Source organism: Mycobacterium sp. NGS29 (assembly GCF_059812965.1).
Map to the genome: position 1 here is coordinate 230,239 of NZ_JCALDR010000004.1, position 19,828 is coordinate 250,066.

The window sequence follows — 19,828 nt, forward strand, 5'->3', positions numbered from 1 at the left end:
ACAAGGCAGTGCGAAGCGATGAGAAGAAGGCGGTGAATTGATATGGCCGACCCGGCCCGGGCGCGCCGATTGGCCAAGCGGATCAACACGATCGTCGCCTCGGCGATCGAATACGAGATCAAAGATCCGGGGCTGGCCGGCATCACCATCGTTGACACGAAGGTGACCGCCGACCTGCACGATGCGACGGTCTACTACACCGTGATGGGCCCCACCCTCGATGACGAGCCGGACTACCCCGGCGCGGCGGCGGCGCTGGACCGGGCCCGGGGTGTGTTGCGGACCAAGGTGGGCGCCGGCACCGGGGTGCGGTTCACCCCCACCCTGACGTTCCAGCGCGACACCACCTCCGACGCCGTCAAGCGGATGGAGGAGTTGCTGGCCCGCGCCCGCGCGGCGGATGCGGATCTGGCGCGGGTCAGGGTGGGCGCGAAACCCGCCGGCGAGGCCGACCCGTACCGTGAGAGTGGGTCGACGGCCGAACCGGCGGCCTCAGGGGGACTCGGAGCTTTGGGGGTACCGCCCGTTCGCGGGGGAGACGCCGATGACGACAACCGACCGCACGATCGATCCGAAGACTGAGCTGACCGGTATGCCGCGCCTTCCCGGGGCGCGCGTCGACGCAGTCGGCGCCGCCGAACTGCTGTCGGCGGCCGACTCGGTCGCGGTGATCTGCCATGTTCACCCCGACGCCGACACCATCGGCGCCGGACTCGCGCTCGCCGCGGTGCTCGACCAAAGCGGTAAGAAGGTGCAGGTCAGCTTCGCCACGCCGGCGCAACTGCCGGAGTCGCTGCGGTCGCTGCCCGGCTGTCACCTGCTGGTCACGCCGGAAGAGTTGCGCCGCGACGTCGATCTGGTGGTGACCGTCGACGTGCCCAGCATGCACCGGCTCGGCGCGTTGCGGGATCTGGCTGCCCCCGGCCGGCAACTGCTGGTTATCGACCACCACGCGTCCAACGGTCTGTTCGGCACCGCGAATTTCGTCGACGAGTCGGCCGATTCGACGACGATGATGATCGCCGAGGTCCTCGACGCGTGGGGCAAACCGATCGACCAAGGTGTGGCGCACTGCATCTACGCCGGGTTGACCACCGACACCGGGTCGTTTCGCTGGGCCAGTGCCCGCGCCCTGCGGCTGGCCGCGCGGCTGGTCGAGATCGGTGTGGACAACGCCGCGGTCAGCCGGGCACTGATGGACACACATCCGTTCGCGTGGTTGCCGATGCTGTCGCGGGTGCTAGGGTCGGCCCAGCTGGTGCCGGAGGCGGCGGGCGGTCGCGGACTGGTCTATGCCGTCGTCGATCACCGGGATTGGTCGGGATCCCGTCCCGAGGAGGTCGAGAGCGTGGTCGACATCGTGCGCACCACGCAGCAGGCCGAGGTGGCGGCGGTGTTCAAGGAGGTCGTCCCGCAGCAGTGGTCGGTGTCGATGCGCGCCAAGACCGAGGTGGACCTGGCTACGGTCGCATCCGGTTTCGGCGGTGGCGGTCACCGGCTGGCGGCCGGCTATTCGACGGCCGGCGCCATTGAGGACGTCGTGGCGTCGTTGTGCGCGGCGCTTGGCTGAGTTTCGCCAGATCACCCGGCTGGCTCTGCCCGCGTTGGGCGTGCTGGCCGCCGAACCGCTGTATCTGTTGTTCGACACCGCGGTGGTCGGTCGGCTGGGGGCGGTGCCGCTGGCCGGACTGGCGATCGGCAGTCTGGTGTTGGGTCTGGTCAGCACTCAGCTGACGTTTCTGTCCTACGGCACCACGGCCCGCGCGGCCCGCTACTTCGGCGCCGCCGATCGTGGCGCCGCGGTCCGCGAAGGGGTGCAGGCGACCCGGCTCGGCCTGGGTTTGGGCGCGGCGATCGTCGTCGTGGTGCAGGCCGCGGCGGTGCCGGTGGTGTCGGCGATCGCCGCGGGTGGCGAGATCGCCGCTGCGGCGTTGCCCTGGTTGCGGATCGCGATCCTGGGGGTGCCGGCGATCCTGGTCTCGCTGGCCGGCAACGGCTGGCTGCGCGGCGTGCAGGACACCGGACGTCCGCTGCGTTTTGTGGTCGCCGGATTCTCGGTGTCGGCGCTGCTGTGCCCGCTGCTGGTCTACGGCTGGTTGGGTCTGCCCCGGTTGGGGTTGACCGGGTCGGCGGTGGCGAACGTGACCGGGCAGTGGCTGGCGGCGTTGCTGTTCGGCCGTGCGCTGCTCGCCGAGCGGGTGCCGCTGCAGGTCGATGGTGCCGCGCTGCGCGCCCAGGTGGTGCTCGGACGTGACCTGATCCTGCGCAGCCTGGCGTTCCAGGTGTGTTTCGTCTCGGCGGCCGCGGTGGCCGCCCGGTTCGGCGCCGCCGCGCTGGGGGCCCACCAGATCGTGTTGCAGCTCTGGACCTTTCTGGCTCTGGTGCTTGATTCGCTTGCGATCGCCGCGCAGGCCCTGGTCGGCGCCGCGCTGGGAGCCGGTGATGCGGCGCACGCGCGGTGGGTCGCGTGGCGGGTGACGTTGTTCTCGCTGCTCGCCTCCGCACTGTTGGCCGGTTTCTTCGCGGCGGGATCCGCGATGCTGCCGGACCTGTTCACCGACGACAGCTCGGTGCTGGCGGCGATCGGAGTGCCGTGGTGGTTTCTGGTGGCCCAATTACCGGTCGCCGGAATCGTTTTCGCACTGGACGGAGTGTTGCTGGGCGCCGGGGACGCCGCGTTCATGCGCACCGCGACGGTGCTCAGTGCGCTGCTGGGATTCCTGCCGCTGATCTGGTTGTCGCTGGCCTACGGCTGGGGGTTGACCGGTATCTGGTCAGGGTTGAGCACCTTCATGGTGCTGCGGCTGGTGTTCGGCGGCTGGCGCACGCTGTCGGGACGCTGGGTAGTGACCGGCACGGCCTGACGGCTCCGCCGGCATCGTGACCGGCGTATCCGGGGGGTGCGGGTGACGCGATCAGCGCACCTGCGAACGTCCGCGCTGCAGCACCGCTTCCCGGTTGGCGGCGATGTCGTCGCCGCTGGGCCGGAACTGCCGAGCCGCGGCCGCTTCCAGCCACAGCCCGCCGCCGAGCTGCGCGTCGTCGATGTGGTGGTAGGACGCCAGCAGGGCGCGCACCGCGTCCTGGTTGTTGCCGACGATGGACGCCGCGACGCCGCGCGCGGTCGCCAGCAACTTGTCGTGCGGCACCACTTCGGTGACCAGCCCGGCGCGCAGCGCGTCGGCCGCCGACAGGTAATCCCCGGTCATGCTCATCCGTCGGGCCAGGCCCACCCCCACTTTCTGCGGCAGTCGCACGCTCAAACCCCAGGTGGGCAGCAGACCCACCCGGGCGTGCGTGTCGGCGAACCGCGCCTGCTCGGAGGCGATCAGGATGTCGCAGTACAGCGCCAGCTCGAGTCCGCCGGTGACCGCGGCGCCGTTGATGGCGCCGATGACGGGTTTGGTCAGCGCCGGCCAGCGCGGCGAGATGTCGGGCAACGCGGTCTGCCCGCCCAGCTCCTTGAGGTCCAGTCCGGCGCAGAACACCGGGTCGGTGCCGGTGACGATCACGACGTCGACGCCGTCGTCGGACTCGGAATCGGCCAGGGCGCCGAAGAATTGGTCGCGCAGCGCCGCGGACAGCGCGTTGCGGGACTGCGGCCGGTTCAGGGTCAGGGTGCGTACCCGCTCGTCGGTGTCGATCAGCAGGATGTCGTCGGTCATACGGTTCACCGTAGTCACCCACGGGGTGGCGATCGGCACCCGCGGCCGATCGCGGTCTGGTAGCGCCGCACCTATCGTGGACACCATGTGTCGGAATATCACCGAGCTGCGTGGGCTGGAACCACCGGCTACCGCCGAAGAGATCGCGGCCGCGTCACGTCAGTACGTGCGCAAGGTCAGCGGCATCACGCACCCGTCCGCTGTCAACGAAGACGCCTTCGAGGCCGCCGTCGCCGAGGTCACCGCCACCACCACCCGGTTGCTCGAAGCGCTGGCACCTCGACGGCAGCCGCCCAAGACGGTGCCGCCCCTGCGCCGCCCCGAGGTTCTGGCCCGGCTCGCCAGATCGCAGTAGCGGAGAACGCTGAAAGATGTACGCGCTCAAGGAGTGGAGCGCGGCGGTGCACGCGCTGCTCGACGGGCGCCAGACCATCCTGCTGCGCAAAGGCGGCATAAGGGAGAAACGGTTCGAGGTCGCCGCCCGGGAGTTTCTGCTGTTCCCGACGGTCGCGCACAGCCACGCCGAACGTGTCCGGGCTGAACATCAAAGCCTGCTCGCACTGGCGGCCGCCGACAGCACCGAGCAGCAGGTCACGGTGCGGGCCGCCGCGAAAGTGGTTGCCGCGCTGCCGGTCAACCGCCCGGAGGGGCTCGCCGAGATCGAGGATCTGCACATCTGGACCGCCGAGTCGGTGCAAGCGGACCGGCTGGACTTCCGGCCCAAACACAAGCTGGCGGTGCTGGTCGTCCAGGCGATGCCGCTGGTCGAGCCGGTCCAGCTGACCCGTACCCCCGACTATGCGGGATGCACCAGTTGGGTGCCGCTGCCGGTCGAGCCTGCGCTGGCGGCGCCGGTGCACGACGACGGGACGCTAGCCGGGATCGGGGCCCGGGTCCGGCGCGCGGTCGGTTGAGTCTGCCTGCACCGGTAACAACAGCCGGGATTCCCCGAAGTGCACCGAGTGCGTCGCCGGGCGGATCTGACGCCCGGTCAGCACCGGCTCGTCAGTACCGAGGTTGCGCGCGTAACGCGGAAACCAGCTGCCGGTGATCAGCACCCGGATCCGGGAACCGGCCTCGAAGCGGTGCGCGATCGCGTCGAGTTCGATGGTGACCCGCCGGGTGCCGGGCTCGTCGGTGGCCAGGCGCCGGTAGCCGTCGCTGACATTCTGGGACCTGCCCTTGGCGTTGACCGTGCTGACCCGCACGAACAGGTCGACGTTGGGGTTGTCGGCGCTGTGCTCCAGTTCGATGACGGGTTGGCCGTAGACGTGCAGGTCGTGGGGGAGCGCGGCGCCGGTGAAGCTCAGCACGTCGTCGCGCGTCGCCAGATGGGTGTCGTCGCGGTAGCCGCCCTTCGGTGACAGCAGTGGACCACCGGTGGTGGGGGTCGGGTCGGCCGGGTCGTAGTGAAAATTCGCCGGTCGCGTCTTGGTGGTCGGCGGAGTGTCGCCCAGGTGTCCATAGGGCTGCAGGTACAGCGCGTGTTCGCTGGTGGCCGGTGGCCAGTCGGGCAGGTGACGCCACCCCACGCCGGCCTCGTAGATGTGCACCGGGCTGGGACGGTCCAGGGCCGGCGCGCCGCCCAGATAGGTGTCCAGCCAGTCCAGGGTTTCGCGCGCGCAGGTCGGCAGCCCCTGGACCAGCATCTGGGTGTGGGTCCACGGCCCGACGGTCAGCGCGACGTTCACCCCGCGGTCGCGCAGGTGCCGGTACTGCTGCAGGGTCTGGCGCAGGAAGATGTCCTGCCACCCGCTCAGCAGCAGCACCGGTACCTCGACGCGGTCCAGTGCGTCGGGGAAGCGCAGCCGGTCCCAGAACGGGTCGTGCGCGTCGGTGTGTTCGACCCAGGATTCGAACCACGGCGCGCCGGCGCCGAGCAGGGTCCGCGCGGCCGGCCCCAGCGGCACCTCGCGGACCGTGCGGGCCACTTTGCGCGGTGCCCGCAGCTGGCGAAGGCCGGTCCGGAGGCGTCCCGGATCCTCCTGGCGGGCGACCAGATCACTCCAGCCCAAAAAGTCGTTGACGGCGAATGTGCCGGTGCCCCACACCGAGTCGCGGAAGTCGTGCGGCCCCACCGTGATCACCGCCGCGGCCAGCTCCGGCGGCGGGTCCTGCAACAGCGCCCACTGGGTGAAGCCGAGGTAGGACAGGCCCACGGTGGCGAAGCGGCCGGTGAACCACGGCTGTTGACGCAGCCATTGCACGGTGTCCTGGCCGTCGGCGGCTTCGTGGACCATCGGCTCGAAGTCACCGGTGGAGCCGAAGGTTCCCCGCACGCTCTGCAACACGACGTGGTAGCCGCGGGCAGCGTACAACCGGGCGAAGGCCAGGGAGAACGGGAACTTACGTCCGTACGGGCCGCGGGCCAGCAGGGTGCCGGCCGGCTTGGCCGTTGCGGGCGCGTAGTGGTCGCCCACCAGTTCGACGCCGTCGCGCATCGGGATGCTCACCCGGGTGACGGTGTAGCGGGTCCTTGCCCGGGGCAGCCGCAGAGCCAGGCCGAGTGCGCCCAGAGCCGCTCGGCCGCCGGCTCCGGTGGCGCGGGTGCGGAGCTTCGGCTCGTCGTGCGGGATCGATGTGGTGCTCACGTGCCAAGCCTAGGGAAGGCCGGGCGCGCACCGCGCAACCCGGGACTAGAACTTGTACATCGGCGCGAGTTCGTTGGCGCGCTGCAGGTTGGTCGACGGGCAGTCGACGTCGGGCTCGGAGTAGACCGTGGAGTAGAACAGCGACTGCTGGATCACCCCGTAGCTGGTCTTGAACGTCACCATGCACGAGATGTACCAAAAGCTGTTGTGGTAGGTGGGTTTGAGCACCCAGTACTGCGCGGCGCGGTGACCCTGGATCGTGGTTTCGATGGCGTCCGGCGGCAGGGTCTGGGCGTAGGTGCGCCAGACGATCGGCTCCACGGCCAGCTGGTAGTTGCCCGCGTCGAACTGGCAGCGCAACCCTTCCTGCGGTTCGGGCGGGGTGAACGCCAAGCCCAGCCGCTGCACCGCCTCCAGCGGGATGTCGGTGCACGGGTCGAACGGGCTCGGATCGGTGGTGGCCACGATCGGGCTCTTCATCGTGGTTTCCATCGGCGCGGCGGTGGACCGCAGTTCGACTTTGCCACGATGGGTCGGCGGGGGACCGTCCTGCCAGCCGGCCACCCCCACCGTGACCGCTGTGACCAGCGCACCGAACGCTGCAGCCAGACGCATTTTGGCGAACACGACACCCCCTGCTCTCGGCAGCACCCTTGCCGGGAGTGTACAAGTAGCCTCTGCGCGGTCACAGGGGAACGAGCACACCGACCGCGGGTCGCTAGGCTGGTTAATCGTGGCAGGACACGAATCGACCGGACAGCCGACGCTGTGGGCTGTCTCGGACCTGCACACCGGGCATCTGGGCAACAAGCCGGTCACCGAGTCGCTGCATCCGTCGTCGCCGGATGACTGGCTGATCGTCTGTGGCGACGTCGCCGAACGCACCGACGAAATCCGCTGGGCGCTGGACTTGCTGCGCCGCCGCTTCGCGAAGGTCATCTGGGTGCCCGGCAACCACGAGTTGTGGACCACCAACCGCGATCCGATGCAGATCTTCGGGCGCGACCGCTACGACTACCTGGTCAATATGTGCGACGAGATGGGTGTCGTCACCCCCGAGCACCCCTTCCCGGTCTGGACCGAGCGGGGCGGCCCGGCCACCATCGTGCCGATGTTCCTGCTCTACGACTACAGCTTCCTGCCGGCCGGAGCCGCCACCAAAGCCGAGGGCATGGCCATCGCCAAAGAGCGCAACGTGGTGTGCACCGACGAATTCCTGCTGTCGTCCGAGCCGTACGCCACCCGCGACGCGTGGTGTCGCGACCGGGTCGCCAAGACCCGGGCCCGCCTCGAACAGCTGGACTGGATGCAGCCGACCGTGCTGGTGAACCATTTCCCGCTGGTGCGCAACCCCTGCGACGCGCTGTTCTACCCGGAGTTCTCGCTGTGGTGCGGCACCACCAAGACTGCGGACTGGCACACCCGCTACAACGCGGTGTGTTCGGTGTACGGGCACCTGCACATTCCGCGGACGACCTGGTATGACGATGTGCGCTTCGAAGAGGTGTCGGTCGGCTACCCGCGGGAGTGGCGGCGCCGCAAGCCCTACAGCTGGCTGCGTCAGGTGCTGCCGGACCCGCAGTACGCGCCGGGGTACCTGAACGACTTCGGCGGCCACTTCGTCATCACTCCGGAAATGAAGGCGCAGGCCACCCAGTTCCGGGAAAAGTTGCGGCAACGGCAGAACCGGTGACGGCGCGCACACTGGTGTCGACGTTGTTGCCCGGCACCCTGGTCGACGACATGGGTTACGCCGAGTTGTATTCCGACCCGCCCGGGCTGGTGCCGTTGCCCGAGGAGGAGCCGCTGATCGCCAAGTCGGTGGCCAAGCGGCGCAACGAATTCATCACCGTGCGGCACTGCGCGCGGATCGCGCTCGACGAACTCGGGGTAGCGCCGGTGCCAATCCTCAAGGGCGACAAGGGCGAACCCTGCTGGCCCGACGGTGTGGTCGGCAGCCTGACACACTGCACCGGGTACCGCGGCGCCGTCGTCGGCCGCAGCGAGGCGGTGCGTTCGGTGGGCATCGACGCCGAACCCCACGACGTGCTGCCCAATGGTGTGCTGGACGCGATCAGCCTGCCCGCCGAACGCACCGAGCTGCCGCTGGCGCTGCCGTCCGCGCTGCACTGGGATCGAATCCTGTTCTGCGCCAAGGAGGCAACGTACAAGGCGTGGTTCCCGCTGACCAAGCGGTGGCTGGGGTTCGAAGACGCGCACATCACCTTCTCGGCGGACACCGAGTCCAGCGGGCGGTTCGTCTCCCGCATTTTGATCGACCCGGCCGCGCTGTCGGGCCCACCGCTGACGACGCTGGCCGGACGCTGGTCGGTGGCAAATGGCTTGGTGCTGACCGCGATCGTGTTATGAGCGAGGCCGGTCTGGCGATCGTCGACAAACCGGAAGGCATGACGAGCCACGACGTGGTGGGCCGGTGCCGGCGGATCTTCGGCACCCGCCGGGTGGGTCATGCCGGCACGCTGGATCCGATGGCCACCGGCGTGCTGGTGCTCGGAATCGAGCGGGCCACCAAAATTCTGGGCCTGTTGACCATGACCTCCAAGTCGTATGCCGCGACCATCCGGCTCGGGCAGACCACCTCCACTGAGGACGCCGAAGGTGAACTGCTGCAATCGGTTCCGGCTTCGCACCTCACCGATGAGACGATCGAGGCAGCGCTGGCCCCGTTGCGCGGTGACATCGAGCAGATACCGTCGGCGGTCAGCGCGATCAAGATCGGTGGCCGGCGGGCGTACCAATTGGCCCGCGCGGGGGAGGCGGTGCACCTGCAGGCCCGACCGGTGCGCATCGACCGCTTCGAGGTGCTGGCCATCCGACGCGGAGTGGACCTGCTGGATCTCGACGTTGAGGTGGACTGCTCGTCGGGCACCTACATCCGCGCGCTGGCCCGCGACCTGGGTGAGGCGCTGGGCGTCGGTGGTCATCTGACGTCGTTGCGGCGCACTCGCGTCGGCCGCTTCGACCTGAGCCAGGCCGTGTCGCTCGAGGAACTGGCCGAGCGGCCGCGGCTGAGTCTCAGCCTGGACCAGGCCTGCCTGCTGATGTTCCCGCGCCGCGACCTCACCGCCGATGAGGCTGTGGCTACCAGCCACGGCCGCGCCCTGGCGCCGGCCGGCATCGACGGTGTCTACGCGGCCACCGACGCCGACGGGCGGGTAATTGCGCTGCTGCGCGACGAGGGTTCGCGGACCCGGTCCGCAGTGGTGCTCCGCCCGGCGACCCTGTGAGGCAGCCGGCCGTGCGCAGATGAGGAAGTACGGCGCCGAAAGCGCCGGTCAGCGGCTAAGCCACCACCCAGATCGCGCACGCGGCCGGACTGCCCAGATCCACCGTCGTCGCACCGTCCTCCGATTCGACCGCCACCGAGACCATCCCGGCGAACTCCCGGCGGGTCAGCACCCGCAGCCGTGAGTCCAGGTTGATCCCCACGCTGTCGAAATATCGCAGCATCTCCGGGTCGGCGTCGGAAATCCGGGCCACTGTGCCGGTGTCGCCGTCGCCGCACGCCCACAGTTGCCGGGCCGGCGGTGTCGGGACCTGCCCGTCGGTGGCCGGGATCGGATCGCCGTGCGGATCGCGCTGCGGGAAGCCCAGTTTGGCGTCGATGCGGGCCATCAACCGGTCCGACACCGCGTGCTCGAGTACCTCGGCCTCGTCGTGTACCTCGTCCCAGCCGTAGCCGAGCTCGTTGACCAGGAAGGTCTCCAGTAGCCGGTGCCGGCGCACCATGGCCAGCGCCGCGCGGCGGCCGGACTCGGTCAGCGTCACCGCGCCGTACTTCGCGTGGTCGACCAGGCCCTGCTCAGCGAGCTTTCGAATGGACTCCGAAGCCGTGCTGGCCGACACCCCGAGCTTCTCGGCGAGCAACTTGGTGCTCACCTTTTCCCGAGACCACTCTTGAGTTGTCCAGATGACTTTCAAATAGTCCTGGGCAACCGCGGTGAGTCCACCAGGCTCTTCGTCGGCCCTCACAAACACGAATCTTAGGCAATGCACGCCTAAACGGTTGTCCCGAGATTGCCGGGACGCTAAGCGGGACGATTAGGCTTGCGCTCGTGCAGCGGTGGCGTGGCCAGGACGAGATCCCTACAGACTGGGGCCGATGCGTGCTGACCATCGGAGTTTTCGACGGCGTGCATCGGGGACATGCGGAGTTGATTGCGCACGCGGTCAAGGCTTCCCGGGCGCGCGGGGTGCCCTCGGTGCTGATGACGTTCGACCCGCATCCGATGGAAGTCGTGCACCCCGGCAGTCACCCCGCCCAGCTGACCACGCTGACCCGCCGCGCCGAACTCGTCGAGGAACTGGGCATCGACGTCTTCCTGGTGATGCCGTTCACCACCGACTTCATGAAGCTCACCCCCGAGCGTTACGTGCACGAGTTGCTGGTGGAGAACCTGCACGTGGTGGAGGTCGTGGTCGGGGAGAACTTCACCTTCGGCAAGAAGGCGGCCGGCAACGTGGAGACGCTGCGCCGGGCCGGCGAGCGGTTCGGCTTCGCGGTGGAGTCGATGTCGCTGCTGTCCGAGCACCACAGCAACGAGACCGTGACGTTCTCGTCGACCTACATCCGCTCCTGCGTGGACGCCGGGGACATGGCGGCGGCCACCGAAGCGCTGGGGCGTCCGCACCGCGTCGAGGGCGTGGTGGTGCGCGGATACGGGCGCGGGGTCGAGTTGGGATATCCCACCGCCAATGTGGCGCCGCCGATGCACTCGGCGATCCCGGCCGACGGCGTATATGCGGCGTGGTTCACCGTGCTCGGGCACGGACCGGCCACCGGCACCGTCGTCCCCGGTGAGCGCTACCAGGCAGCAGTGTCGGTCGGCACCAATCCGACCTTCTCCGGGCGTACCCGCACCGTCGAGGCATTCGTCCTGGACGCCAAGGCTGACCTGTACGGGCAGCATGTGGCGTTGGATTTCGTCACCCGCATCCGCGGTCAGCAGAAATTCGATTCGGCCGAAGATCTGGTCGCCGAGATCGGCAATGACACCGACCGCACCCGCAAACTGCTGAGCTAGTGGACTGGCGGCCCGCCGCGCCGCGCTTGCGACCGCAGGATTGCATGGTGGCGGCCCGCCGCTGTTAAACTGCCCGACGGCATGCGCTGCGGTTCGCGGTGGCCGTGCCCGTTGACTCTGATCGCGGACCTATTGATGGAGATGTTTTCGTGGCGCTTACCGCCGAGCAGAAAAAAGAAATTCTGAATTCCTACGGTCTGCATGAGACCGACACCGGGTCGCCGGAGGCGCAGATCGCGCTGCTGACCAAGCGGATCGCGGATCTGACCGAACACCTGAAGGTGCACAAGCACGACCACCACTCGCGGCGCGGGTTGCTGCTGCTGGTGGGTCGGCGCAAGCGGCTGGTCAAGTACCTGACCCAGGTCGACGTGGAGCGTTACCGTTCGCTGATCGAACGGCTGGGTCTGCGCCGCTGATCCGTGGCGCCGTGCGCGCCGCGAGCACCGGGCTGGTCCTGGTCTCGATGGTGACGGCATCAGCGGGGTGTTCGGGGCAGGCCAGCGGGCCCGATCTCGGCGACATCAAAGTGGGGGACTGTCTCAAGCTCGGCGGCACGGCCGACCGACCGCACGCGGCCAGAGCGACGTGCGGCAGCCCCGAGTCCAACTTCAAAGTCGCCGCGCTGGCCACCGCAGGGGCGAAGTGCCCCGCCGACGTCGACTCGTCCTACACGACGCACAACTCGATCAGCGGCACCGACAACACTCTGTGTCTAGACATCGACTGGGTGATCGGCGGATGCATGAGTGTGGACCCGCACCACGTCGCGGACCCGTTCCGGGTCGACTGCAACGACCGCGCTGCACCGCACCGTCAGCGAGCTACGCAGATCCTCACCGATCTCGACCCTCCGGTCAGCGTGGACCAATGCGCCAGCGGCCTGGGTTACACCTATGCGCAGCGGCGCTTCGCTGTGTGCGTGGAAAATGTCACCGCCGGAGTGCCGAAATAGAAGTTGCGCCCTCGGGTCTGCACCGATCCGGGGAGTTAGCCAGTGTAGAGTGAGGGCGTTCTGGGCCGGTTCGGCCCGAGCAACCTGGTGCGGCTCACGCATATCCGCGGGCGCCGTTCCAGCGAGTCACTGCAAGTTCGAGGGACCCGGCCTGAATCGGGCGGTCTTCGGTAGTGGCTGCCGGGCTCCCCGGATCTGGGACAGGTCGGCCGCTTCGATCGATGGCCGTAGCCGCATCCGGGCTCGTGACCGCCCTCTGGATTCCGCGTGACGACGCGAAACAGCTGAATAACCAGAGAGGCCGCACTGACGTATGTCTGCGACTGAAATTGAAGAAGGCGTGTTCGAATCCACCGCCACCATCGACAACGGGAGCTTCGGCACCCGCACCGTGCGTTTCGAGACCGGTAGGTTGGCCCTGCAGGCCGCCGGCGCCGTCGTCGCCTACCTCGACGACGAGAACATGCTGCTGTCGGCGACCACCGCCAGCAAGAACCCCAAAGAGCACTTTGACTTCTTCCCGTTGACGGTCGACGTCGAAGAGCGCATGTACGCCGCGGGCCGCATTCCCGGCTCGTTCTTCCGGCGTGAGGGCCGGCCGTCCACCGACGCGATCCTGACCTGCCGGCTCATCGACCGGCCGCTGCGCCCGTCGTTCATCGACGGGCTGCGCAACGAGATCCAGGTGGTGGTGACCATCCTGAGCCTGGACCCCAACGACCTGTACGACGTGGTGGCGATCAACGCCGCGTCAGCCTCCACCCAGCTCAGCGGGCTGCCGTTCTCCGGCCCCATCGGCGGCGTGCGGGTGGCGCTCATCGACGGCCAGTGGGTGGCCTTCCCGACCGTCGAGCAACTCGAGCGGGCGGTGTTCGACATGGTGGTCGCCGGTCGCATAGTCGGCGAAGCTGACGACAAAGACGTGGCGATCATGATGGTGGAAGCTGAGGCTACCGAGAAGGTCATCGAGCTCGTCGAAGGCGGCGCGCAGGCGCCGACCGAGACGATCGTGGCCGAAGGTCTGGAAGCGGCCAAGCCGTTCATCGCCGCGCTGTGCACCGCGCAGCAGGAACTCGCCGACGCGGCCGCGAAGCCGACCAGCGAGTACCCGACGTTCCCCGCCTACGAGGAGGACGTGTACTACTCGGTGTCCTCGGTGGCCACCGACGAGCTGGCCAAGGCGCTGACCATCGGCGGCAAGGCCGAGCGCGACGCCCGCACCGACGAGCTCAAGGCCGAGGTCCTCGAGCGGCTGGCCGGCACCTACGAAGGCCGGGAAAAAGAGGTCAGCGCCGCGTTCCGGTCGCTGACCAAGAAGCTGGTCCGCCAGCGCATCCTGACCGACCACTTCCGCATCGACGGCCGCGGCGTCACCGACATCCGCGCGCTGTCCGCCGAGGTCGCAGTGGTGCCGCGGGCACACGGCAGTGCGCTGTTCGAGCGGGGCGAGACCCAGATCCTCGGCGTGACCACCCTGGACATGGTCAAGATGGCCCAGCAGATCGACTCGCTGGGACCCGAGACATCCAAGCGGTACATGCACCACTACAACTTCCCGCCGTTCTCCACCGGCGAGACCGGCCGGGTCGGGTCGCCCAAGCGGCGCGAGATCGGGCACGGCGCGCTGGCTGAGCGGGCGCTGATCCCGGTGCTGCCCAGTGTCGAAGAGTTCCCGTACGCGATCCGTCAGGTGTCCGAAGCGCTCGGCTCCAACGGCTCGACCTCGATGGGGTCGGTGTGCGCGTCGACGCTGGCGCTGCTCAACGCCGGTGTGCCGCTGAAGGCGCCGGTGGCCGGCATCGCGATGGGCCTGGTCTCCGACGACGTCGACGGCGAACGTCGCTTCGTGACGCTGACCGACATCCTGGGCGCCGAGGACGCATTCGGCGACATGGACTTCAAGTGCGCCGGCACCAAGGACTTCGTCACCGCACTGCAGCTGGACACCAAGCTGGACGGGATCCCGTCCCAGGTGCTCGCCGGCGCCCTGGCCCAGGCCAAAGACGCCCGCGTGACGATCCTCGAGGTCATGGCCGAAGCCATCGACCGGCCCGACGAGATGAGCCCGTACGCCCCCCGGGTCACCACCATCAAGGTGCCGGTGGACAAGATCGGCGAGGTCATCGGGCCCAAAGGCAAGGTCATCAACGCGATCACCGAGGAGACCGGCGCGCAGATCTCCATCGAGGACGACGGCACCGTGTTCGTCGGCGCCACCGACGGCCCGTCGGCGCAGGCCGCGATCGACCGGATCAACGCGATCGCCAACCCGCAGCTGCCGACCGTGGGCGAGCGGTTCCTCGGAACCGTGGTCAAGACCACCGATTTCGGTGCGTTCGTGTCGTTGCTGCCCGGTCGTGACGGCCTGGTGCACATCTCCAAGCTGGGCCGGGGCAAGCGCATCGCGAAAGTCGAGGACGTGGTCAACGTCGGAGACAAGCTGCGGGTGGAGATCGCCGACATCGACAAGCGGGGCAAGATCTCGCTGGTCCTGGTCGCTGAGGACGGCGCGGCCGCGGCACCCGCTGACGCTGCGCCGGCGGATGCCGCGCCGGTCAGCAGCTGACGTTGCGGGTGGCACGAAACGCTGAACGGTCGCCGGGGGTGCGTCGTAGCACCTTGCCGGGCGGGCTGCGGGTGGTCACCGAGTATCTACCCGCGGTCCGGTCCGCCTCCGTCGGCGTCTGGGTCGGGGTCGGCTCGCGCGACGAGGGCGCCACGGTGGCCGGGGCCGCGCACTTCCTGGAGCATCTACTGTTCAAGTCCACCCCGACCCGCACCGCGGTGGACATCGCGCAGGCGATGGATGCCGTCGGCGGTGAGCTCAACGCCTTCACCTCCAAAGAGCACACCTGCTATTACGCCCATGTGCTGGACACCGACCTGACGCTGGCGGTCGACCTGGTCGCCGACGTGGTACTCAACGGCCGGTGCGCCGCCGACGACGTCGAACTGGAACGCGACGTCGTGCTCGAGGAGATCGCGATGCGCGACGACGACCCCGAGGACGCGCTGGCCGACATGTTCATGACGGCATTGTTCGGTGACCATCCGGTGGGCCGTCCGGTGATCGGCAGCGCGCAATCGGTGTCGGCGATGACCCGGTCGCAGTTGCACTCGTTCCATCTGCGGCGTTACACCCCGGAGCGGATGGTGATTGCGGTGGCCGGCAACGTCGACCACGCCGAGGTAGTCGGCTTGGCGCGCCGGCACTTCGGGCCACGGCTGGTGCGCGGCCGGGGGCCGGTGGCGCCGCGCCGGGGTGCCGGCCGGGTGAGCGGCCGGCCCGGCCTGGTGCTGGGCAGCCGCGACGCCGAACAGACCCACGTCTCGCTGGGTGTACGCACGCCGGGCCGGGGGTGGGAGCACCGCTGGGCGCTGTCGGTGTTGCACACCGCGCTGGGCGGCGGGCTGAGCTCGCGGTTGTTCCAGGAGGTGCGCGAGGCCCGCGGGCTGGCCTACTCGGTCTATTCCGCGCTGGACCTGTTCGCCGACAGCGGGGCGCTGTCGGTGTATGCGGCCTGCCTGCCGGAACGGTTCGCCGATGTCATGAAGGTCACTACCGCGGTGCTGGAATCTGTTGCGCGGGATGGGATCACCGAGGCGGAGTGCCGGATCGCCAAGGGTTCCATGCGCGGTGGACTGGTCCTGGGGCTGGAGGATTCGGGCTCGCGGATGAGTCGCATCGGCCGCAGCGAACTGAATTACGGCGCGCACCGCAATATCGCGCACACGCTGCGGCAAATCGACAAAGTCACCGTTGACGAAGTCAACGAGGTGGCGCGGCGGCTGCTGAACAAACCGTTCGGAGCGGCTGTGCTCGGCCCGCATAAGTCGAAACGATCGCTGCCGCAACAACTTCGAGCGGTGGTAGGTTAGCCCGATGGTACTGGGTTTCTGGGACATCGCAGCGCCCATCGTGGGTGCGCCGATGGCGGGTGGCCCGGGAACGCCGGCGCTGGCGGCGGCGGTGTCCAATGCGGGCGGCCTCGGCATGGTCGCCGGTGGCTACCTCAGTGCGGACCAGTTCGCCGCGGACATCTCCGCAGCGCGCGCCGCGACCACCGGTCCGATCGGGGCCAACCTGTTCGTGCCCCAACCGAGCGTCGCCGACTGGGCGGCGCTGGAGTACTACGCCGAAGATCTCGAAGAAGTTGCCGACCACTACCGCGTGGACGTGGGTCGGCCCGTGCACGGCGACGACGACGACTGGGACCGCAAGCTCGAAGTGATCGCCGACGTGCGCCCGGAGCTGGTGTCGTTCACCTTCGGCGCTCCGCCACCGGACGTGATCCGCCGGTTCAGTGCGCTGGGACTGCTGGTGTCGGTCACGGTGACCTCGGTGTACGAAGCGGGGGTAGCCGTTGCCGCCGGCGCGGACAACCTGGTGGTCCAGGGGCCCGCCGCGGGCGGGCACCGCGGCACGTTCGCGCCGGACATGGAACCCGGTTCCGAGTCGCTGCACCAGCTGTTGGAGCAGATCGGCGCCGCGCACGAGGTGCCGTTGATCGCCGCGGGTGGGTTGGGCACCGTGGAAGACATCGCCGCGGCGTTGCGCCGGGGCGCGGTGGCCGCGCAGGTCGGCACCGCGCTGCTGCTGGCCGACGAAGCCGGCACCCACCCCGCTTACCGTGTCGCACTGAAGAATCCGTTGTTCGACGCCACCGTCGTCACCCGCGCGTTCTCCGGTCGCTACGCCCGGGGGTTGGCCAACAACTTCACCCGGTTGCTCGATCACGTGGCGCCGCTGGGCTATCCCGAGGTCAATCAGATGACCAAGCCGATCCGCGCGGCGGCGATCCAGGAAGAGGATCCGCACGGCACCAACCTGTGGGCGGGGGAGGCCTACCGGGAAGTGCAGCCCGGCCCGGCCGGCGACATCGTCACCGCGCTGGCGCCCTACGTGCGCTGATCGTCGCGGGCCAGCAAACCGGAGGGGTCGGTGTAGGGCAGGTCCAGGTCGTCGGCCACATGGTCGGCCAGCAGGGCGCCCGCGTGCGTCGAAAGCCCTTTGGCGAGCGCCGGATCCGAGCGGCACGCCGCATGCCAGCCCAGGTCGGCAATCTTGAGCACGTAGGGCATCGTCGCGTTCGTCAACGCATAGGTCGACGTCTTGGGCACCGCGCTGGGCATGTTGGCCACGCAGTAGAACAGCGTCTCGTGCACGGCGAATGTCGGCTCGTCGTGGGTCGTGGGCCGCGAATCCTCGAAGCAACCACCCTGGTCGATCGAGATGTCGACCAGCACCGCTCCCGGCTTCATCTGCGCCACAAGCGAATTGGGGATCAAGCTGGGCGCCTTCGCGCCGGGCACCAGCACCGCGCCGATCACCAGGTCGGCACGTTTGACCGCCCCCACCAACTCGTAGGTCGATGAGTAGCGGGTGCCGATGCGGCCGGCGAACTCCGCATCAAGCAGCCGAAGCTTGCCCAGACTGACGTCCAGGACCATGACCGACGCGCCCATACCGCAGGCGACCCGGGCGGCGTTGTACCCAGCGGTGCCGCCGCCGATCACCACGATGTCTGCCGGCTTCACCCCCGGCACCCCGCCCATCAACGCGCCGCGGCCGCCCTGCGTCCGCATCAGGTGGTAGGCGCCGACCTGCGCCGAAAGCCGGCCCGCGACCTCACTCATCGGGGCCAGCAACGGCAGGGCGCCGTCGGCCGTCTGCACGGTCTCGTAGGCGATCGACGTCGTGCCGGCCTTCAACAACGCGTCGGTGCACGAGCGCGATGCGGCCAGGTGCAGGTAGGTGAAAAGGGTCTGATCCGCGCGCAGGTGACCGTACTCGGCCGGCAACGGTTCCTTGACCTTGAGCACCAGGTCCGCTTCGGCCCACACCTGCGCGGCGGTGTCGGCGAGTTGTGCACCCGCCGCCGTGAATTTCTCGTCGGAGATCGCCGAACCTTCCCCGGCGCCGGTCTGGACCAGGACCTCGTGGCCGCGCTGGGTCAACGCCGCGACCCCGGCCGGGGTGATAGACACCCGGAATTCGTTGTTCTTGGTCTCGGTCGGAACTCCGACTCGCATGATCGCCTCCTGCCGAGCCTGGTGCGGGTACTTCATTGTTCCCGACAACGCCGGCGGACGCCGACCGGGCGCTGGTTAAGATCAGCGGATGACTGCCCCCTCCGCGACCGCCACCGTGCAGATCAACGCCACCCCGGACGAGGTGTACGGCCTGCTCACCGACCTGTCGACGCTGGCCGCGCTGGCCGAGGAAACGGTCGAGATGGAGTTGCGCAAGGGCGACGGGATCAGCAAGGGCGCGGTGTTCGTCGGGCACAACGAGAACAGCGGCAAGCGCTGGGCCACCAAGTGCACCGTCACCGACGCCGAGCCCGGACACCTGTTCGCCTTCGACGTGCGGCACACGGTCATTCCCATCGCCCGCTGGCAGTACGAGCTTGTCCCGACCGGCGGCGGGTGCCGTGTGACGGAAAGTACCTGGGACCGGCGGCCGGGCTGGTTCCGCAAGATCGCCGGCCTCGCCACCGGGGTATCCGACCGGGCCGCGGAGAACACCAAAAACATCGAGTTGACGCTGCAGCGGCTCAAGCAGCGGGCCGAAAAAAGGTAGTACCGCGGGTATCGCATACTGTGCTCTCGTGGCTAGACTGATCCGGGAAAAGCCGAGGCGAGGGGGCCTTGATGAGCACAGTCGACGACAGGGCAGTGGGTCCGCACTCGACGGATTCGACCGCCGCCGACCACGAACGACTGGTCCTCGAAGCACGCAACGTCGAGTTCGACTGGACGGAGCTGCCGTTTCACTACGTGCCCAATGAGCCGATGGCCACCCATGTGCTCAATGTCCTGCACCTGCTGCTGCCGGCCGGGGAAGAGTTCTTCGTCGAGGTCTTCAAGAAGACCTTGCCGCTGATCCGCGACGACCAACTGCGGCTGGACATCCAGGGATTCATCGGCCAGGAGGCCATGCACTCCCAGGCGCACTCCGGCGTGCTCGCCCATTTCGACGCCCAGGGCATCGACCTCACACCGTTCACCAACCAAATCCGCTGGCTGTTCCAGCGGCTGCTCGGCGAACGGTCCTACCGGAGCGAACGGCGGCGGCATTCCTGGCTGCTCGAGCAGGTGGCGATGATCGCCGCGGTGGAGCACTACACCGCCGTCCTGGGCGAGTGGGTGCTCGATTCGCCTGCACTCGACGCCGCCGGCGCCGATCCGGTGATGTTGGACATGCTGCGCTGGCACGGTGCCGAGGAAGTCGAGCACAAAGCCGTGGCTTTCGACACCATGAAGCACCTGCGGTCCGGGTACTGGCGGCAGGTACGCGCCCAGCTGGTGGTCGCGCCGGTGTTGCTGCTGTTGTGGATCCGCGGCGTGCGGTTCATGTTCTCAGTCGACCCGTGCGTGCCACCGGGCACCCGGGCGCGCTGGCGGGACTACCTGAAGGCCGCGCGTCGCGGACTGGTGCCGGGACCGCTACCGCTGATCCGGGCGGTCGGCTCGTACTACCGTCCGGGCTTCCATCCGTCGGAACTGGGCGGGCTGGAGCGTGCCGTCGAATATCTTGCGGTGTCGCCGGCGGCCCGCGCCTCGCACTGA

Annotated in this window: 21 protein-coding genes; 16 read left to right on the plus strand and 5 right to left on the minus strand. The window is 68.7% G+C overall.

Annotated features, from left to right (window positions below):
* Positions 1 to 42: 42 nt before the first annotated feature.
* From rbfA to AC5Y5Z_RS07655, 3 genes are read left to right on the plus strand one after another with little or no spacing between them, the layout of a single operon-like run.
* Complete coding sequence (gene rbfA, locus AC5Y5Z_RS07645) at positions 43 to 582, plus strand: 30S ribosome-binding factor RbfA (protein WP_499924385.1); 540 nt, start codon at positions 43 to 45, stop codon at positions 580 to 582.
* The gene (locus tag AC5Y5Z_RS07650) at positions 545 to 1,570 is read left to right on the plus strand and encodes a DHH family phosphoesterase (RefSeq protein WP_473139935.1); all 1,026 of its coding nucleotides are present in this window, start codon (positions 545 to 547) and stop codon (positions 1,568 to 1,570) included. Before rbfA ends, AC5Y5Z_RS07650 begins: the two co-directional genes overlap by 38 nt.
* Positions 1,563 to 2,864 carry an MATE family efflux transporter gene (locus tag AC5Y5Z_RS07655; protein ID WP_499924387.1) on the plus strand — a complete coding sequence of 434 codons (1,302 nt, stop codon included), beginning with the start codon at positions 1,563 to 1,565 and terminating at the stop codon, positions 2,862 to 2,864. Before AC5Y5Z_RS07650 ends, AC5Y5Z_RS07655 begins: the two co-directional genes overlap by 8 nt.
* Positions 2,865 to 2,915: 51 nt before the next feature.
* On the opposite strand, the gene AC5Y5Z_RS07660 is transcribed toward AC5Y5Z_RS07655, so the two are convergent.
* Entirely contained in the window at positions 2,916 to 3,665 is a 750-nt protein-coding gene (locus AC5Y5Z_RS07660) for an enoyl-CoA hydratase (protein WP_463826964.1), read from the minus strand.
* 85 nt (positions 3,666 to 3,750) lie between these two features.
* On the opposite strand from AC5Y5Z_RS07660, the gene AC5Y5Z_RS07665 reads away from it, so the two are divergent.
* Complete coding sequence (locus AC5Y5Z_RS07665) at positions 3,751 to 4,020, plus strand: DUF2277 domain-containing protein (RefSeq protein ID WP_463826963.1); 270 nt, start codon at positions 3,751 to 3,753, stop codon at positions 4,018 to 4,020.
* A gap of 16 nt (positions 4,021 to 4,036) precedes the next feature.
* Positions 4,037 to 4,579, plus strand: coding sequence for a DUF1802 family protein (locus tag AC5Y5Z_RS07670; protein ID WP_499924394.1), 543 nt, complete (start codon positions 4,037 to 4,039; stop codon positions 4,577 to 4,579).
* Here AC5Y5Z_RS07670 and AC5Y5Z_RS07675 read toward each other — a convergent pair.
* A complete protein-coding gene (locus AC5Y5Z_RS07675) occupies positions 4,538 to 6,256 on the minus strand; it encodes a CocE/NonD family hydrolase (RefSeq protein WP_499924397.1) in 1,719 nt (572 codons plus the stop codon). The genes AC5Y5Z_RS07670 and AC5Y5Z_RS07675 overlap by 42 nt on opposite strands.
* A 45-nt stretch (positions 6,257 to 6,301) precedes the next feature.
* The gene (locus tag AC5Y5Z_RS07680) at positions 6,302 to 6,883 is read right to left on the minus strand and encodes a DUF3558 domain-containing protein (RefSeq protein WP_463826960.1); all 582 of its coding nucleotides are present in this window, start codon (positions 6,881 to 6,883) and stop codon (positions 6,302 to 6,304) included.
* Positions 6,884 to 6,989: 106 nt separating this feature from the next.
* Between AC5Y5Z_RS07680 and pptH the strand changes: the two genes are divergently transcribed.
* The 3 genes from pptH to truB are packed head-to-tail and all read left to right on the plus strand — an operon-like array spanning position 6,990 to position 9,504.
* The gene (gene pptH, locus AC5Y5Z_RS07685) at positions 6,990 to 7,949 is read left to right on the plus strand and encodes an ACP phosphodiesterase PptH (protein ID WP_463826959.1); all 960 of its coding nucleotides are present in this window, start codon (positions 6,990 to 6,992) and stop codon (positions 7,947 to 7,949) included.
* Entirely contained in the window at positions 7,946 to 8,626 is a 681-nt protein-coding gene (pptT, locus tag AC5Y5Z_RS07690) for a 4'-phosphopantetheinyl transferase PptT (protein WP_463826958.1), read from the plus strand. The genes pptH and pptT overlap by 4 nt, the downstream gene beginning before the upstream one ends.
* On the plus strand, positions 8,623 to 9,504 hold the full coding sequence (gene truB, locus AC5Y5Z_RS07695) for a tRNA pseudouridine(55) synthase TruB (protein ID WP_499924404.1): 882 nt from the start codon (positions 8,623 to 8,625) through the stop codon (positions 9,502 to 9,504). Before pptT ends, truB begins: the two co-directional genes overlap by 4 nt.
* A gap of 55 nt (positions 9,505 to 9,559) precedes the next feature.
* On the opposite strand, the gene mntR is transcribed toward truB, so the two are convergent.
* A complete protein-coding gene (mntR, locus tag AC5Y5Z_RS07700) occupies positions 9,560 to 10,249 on the minus strand; it encodes a manganese-binding transcriptional regulator MntR (protein ID WP_463826956.1) in 690 nt (229 codons plus the stop codon).
* Between the two features lie 83 nt (positions 10,250 to 10,332).
* Between mntR and AC5Y5Z_RS07705 the strand changes: the two genes are divergently transcribed.
* The 6 genes from AC5Y5Z_RS07705 (at position 10,333) to AC5Y5Z_RS07730 (ending at position 17,168) form a co-directional block, all read left to right on the plus strand.
* Positions 10,333 to 11,301: a bifunctional riboflavin kinase/FAD synthetase gene (locus AC5Y5Z_RS07705; protein ID WP_463826955.1), complete on the plus strand. Its 969-nt coding sequence runs from the start codon at positions 10,333 to 10,335 to the stop codon at positions 11,299 to 11,301.
* A 149-nt stretch (positions 11,302 to 11,450) separates the two neighbouring features.
* Entirely contained in the window at positions 11,451 to 11,720 is a 270-nt protein-coding gene (rpsO, locus tag AC5Y5Z_RS07710; protein WP_065161293.1) for a 30S ribosomal protein S15, read from the plus strand.
* Positions 11,720 to 12,256, plus strand: coding sequence for an LppU family putative lipoprotein (gene lppU, locus AC5Y5Z_RS07715; RefSeq protein WP_499924593.1), 537 nt, complete (start codon positions 11,720 to 11,722; stop codon positions 12,254 to 12,256). The genes rpsO and lppU overlap by 1 nt, the downstream gene beginning before the upstream one ends.
* A gap of 313 nt (positions 12,257 to 12,569) precedes the next feature.
* Complete coding sequence (locus AC5Y5Z_RS07720; RefSeq protein ID WP_463826954.1) at positions 12,570 to 14,822, plus strand: polyribonucleotide nucleotidyltransferase; 2,253 nt, start codon at positions 12,570 to 12,572, stop codon at positions 14,820 to 14,822.
* Entirely contained in the window at positions 14,819 to 16,135 is a 1,317-nt protein-coding gene (locus tag AC5Y5Z_RS07725) for a M16 family metallopeptidase (RefSeq protein WP_463827173.1), read from the plus strand. The genes AC5Y5Z_RS07720 and AC5Y5Z_RS07725 overlap by 4 nt, the downstream gene beginning before the upstream one ends.
* A 4-nt stretch (positions 16,136 to 16,139) precedes the next feature.
* A complete protein-coding gene (locus AC5Y5Z_RS07730) occupies positions 16,140 to 17,168 on the plus strand; it encodes a nitronate monooxygenase (RefSeq protein WP_463826953.1) in 1,029 nt (342 codons plus the stop codon).
* Here the strand turns inward: AC5Y5Z_RS07730 and ald are convergent.
* Positions 17,156 to 18,289: an alanine dehydrogenase gene (gene ald / locus AC5Y5Z_RS07735; RefSeq protein WP_499924407.1), complete on the minus strand. Its 1,134-nt coding sequence runs from the start codon at positions 18,287 to 18,289 to the stop codon at positions 17,156 to 17,158. The two genes, AC5Y5Z_RS07730 and ald, sit on opposite strands and share 13 nt — an antisense overlap.
* An 88-nt stretch (positions 18,290 to 18,377) precedes the next feature.
* On the opposite strand from ald, the gene AC5Y5Z_RS07740 reads away from it, so the two are divergent.
* Together AC5Y5Z_RS07740 and AC5Y5Z_RS07745 are read left to right on the plus strand one after the other, a co-directional pair.
* On the plus strand, positions 18,378 to 18,839 hold the full coding sequence (locus AC5Y5Z_RS07740; RefSeq protein WP_473139930.1) for an SRPBCC family protein: 462 nt from the start codon (positions 18,378 to 18,380) through the stop codon (positions 18,837 to 18,839).
* A 71-nt stretch (positions 18,840 to 18,910) separates the two neighbouring features.
* Positions 18,911 to 19,828 carry a metal-dependent hydrolase gene (locus AC5Y5Z_RS07745; protein WP_463826950.1) on the plus strand — a complete coding sequence of 306 codons (918 nt, stop codon included), beginning with the start codon at positions 18,911 to 18,913 and terminating at the stop codon, positions 19,826 to 19,828.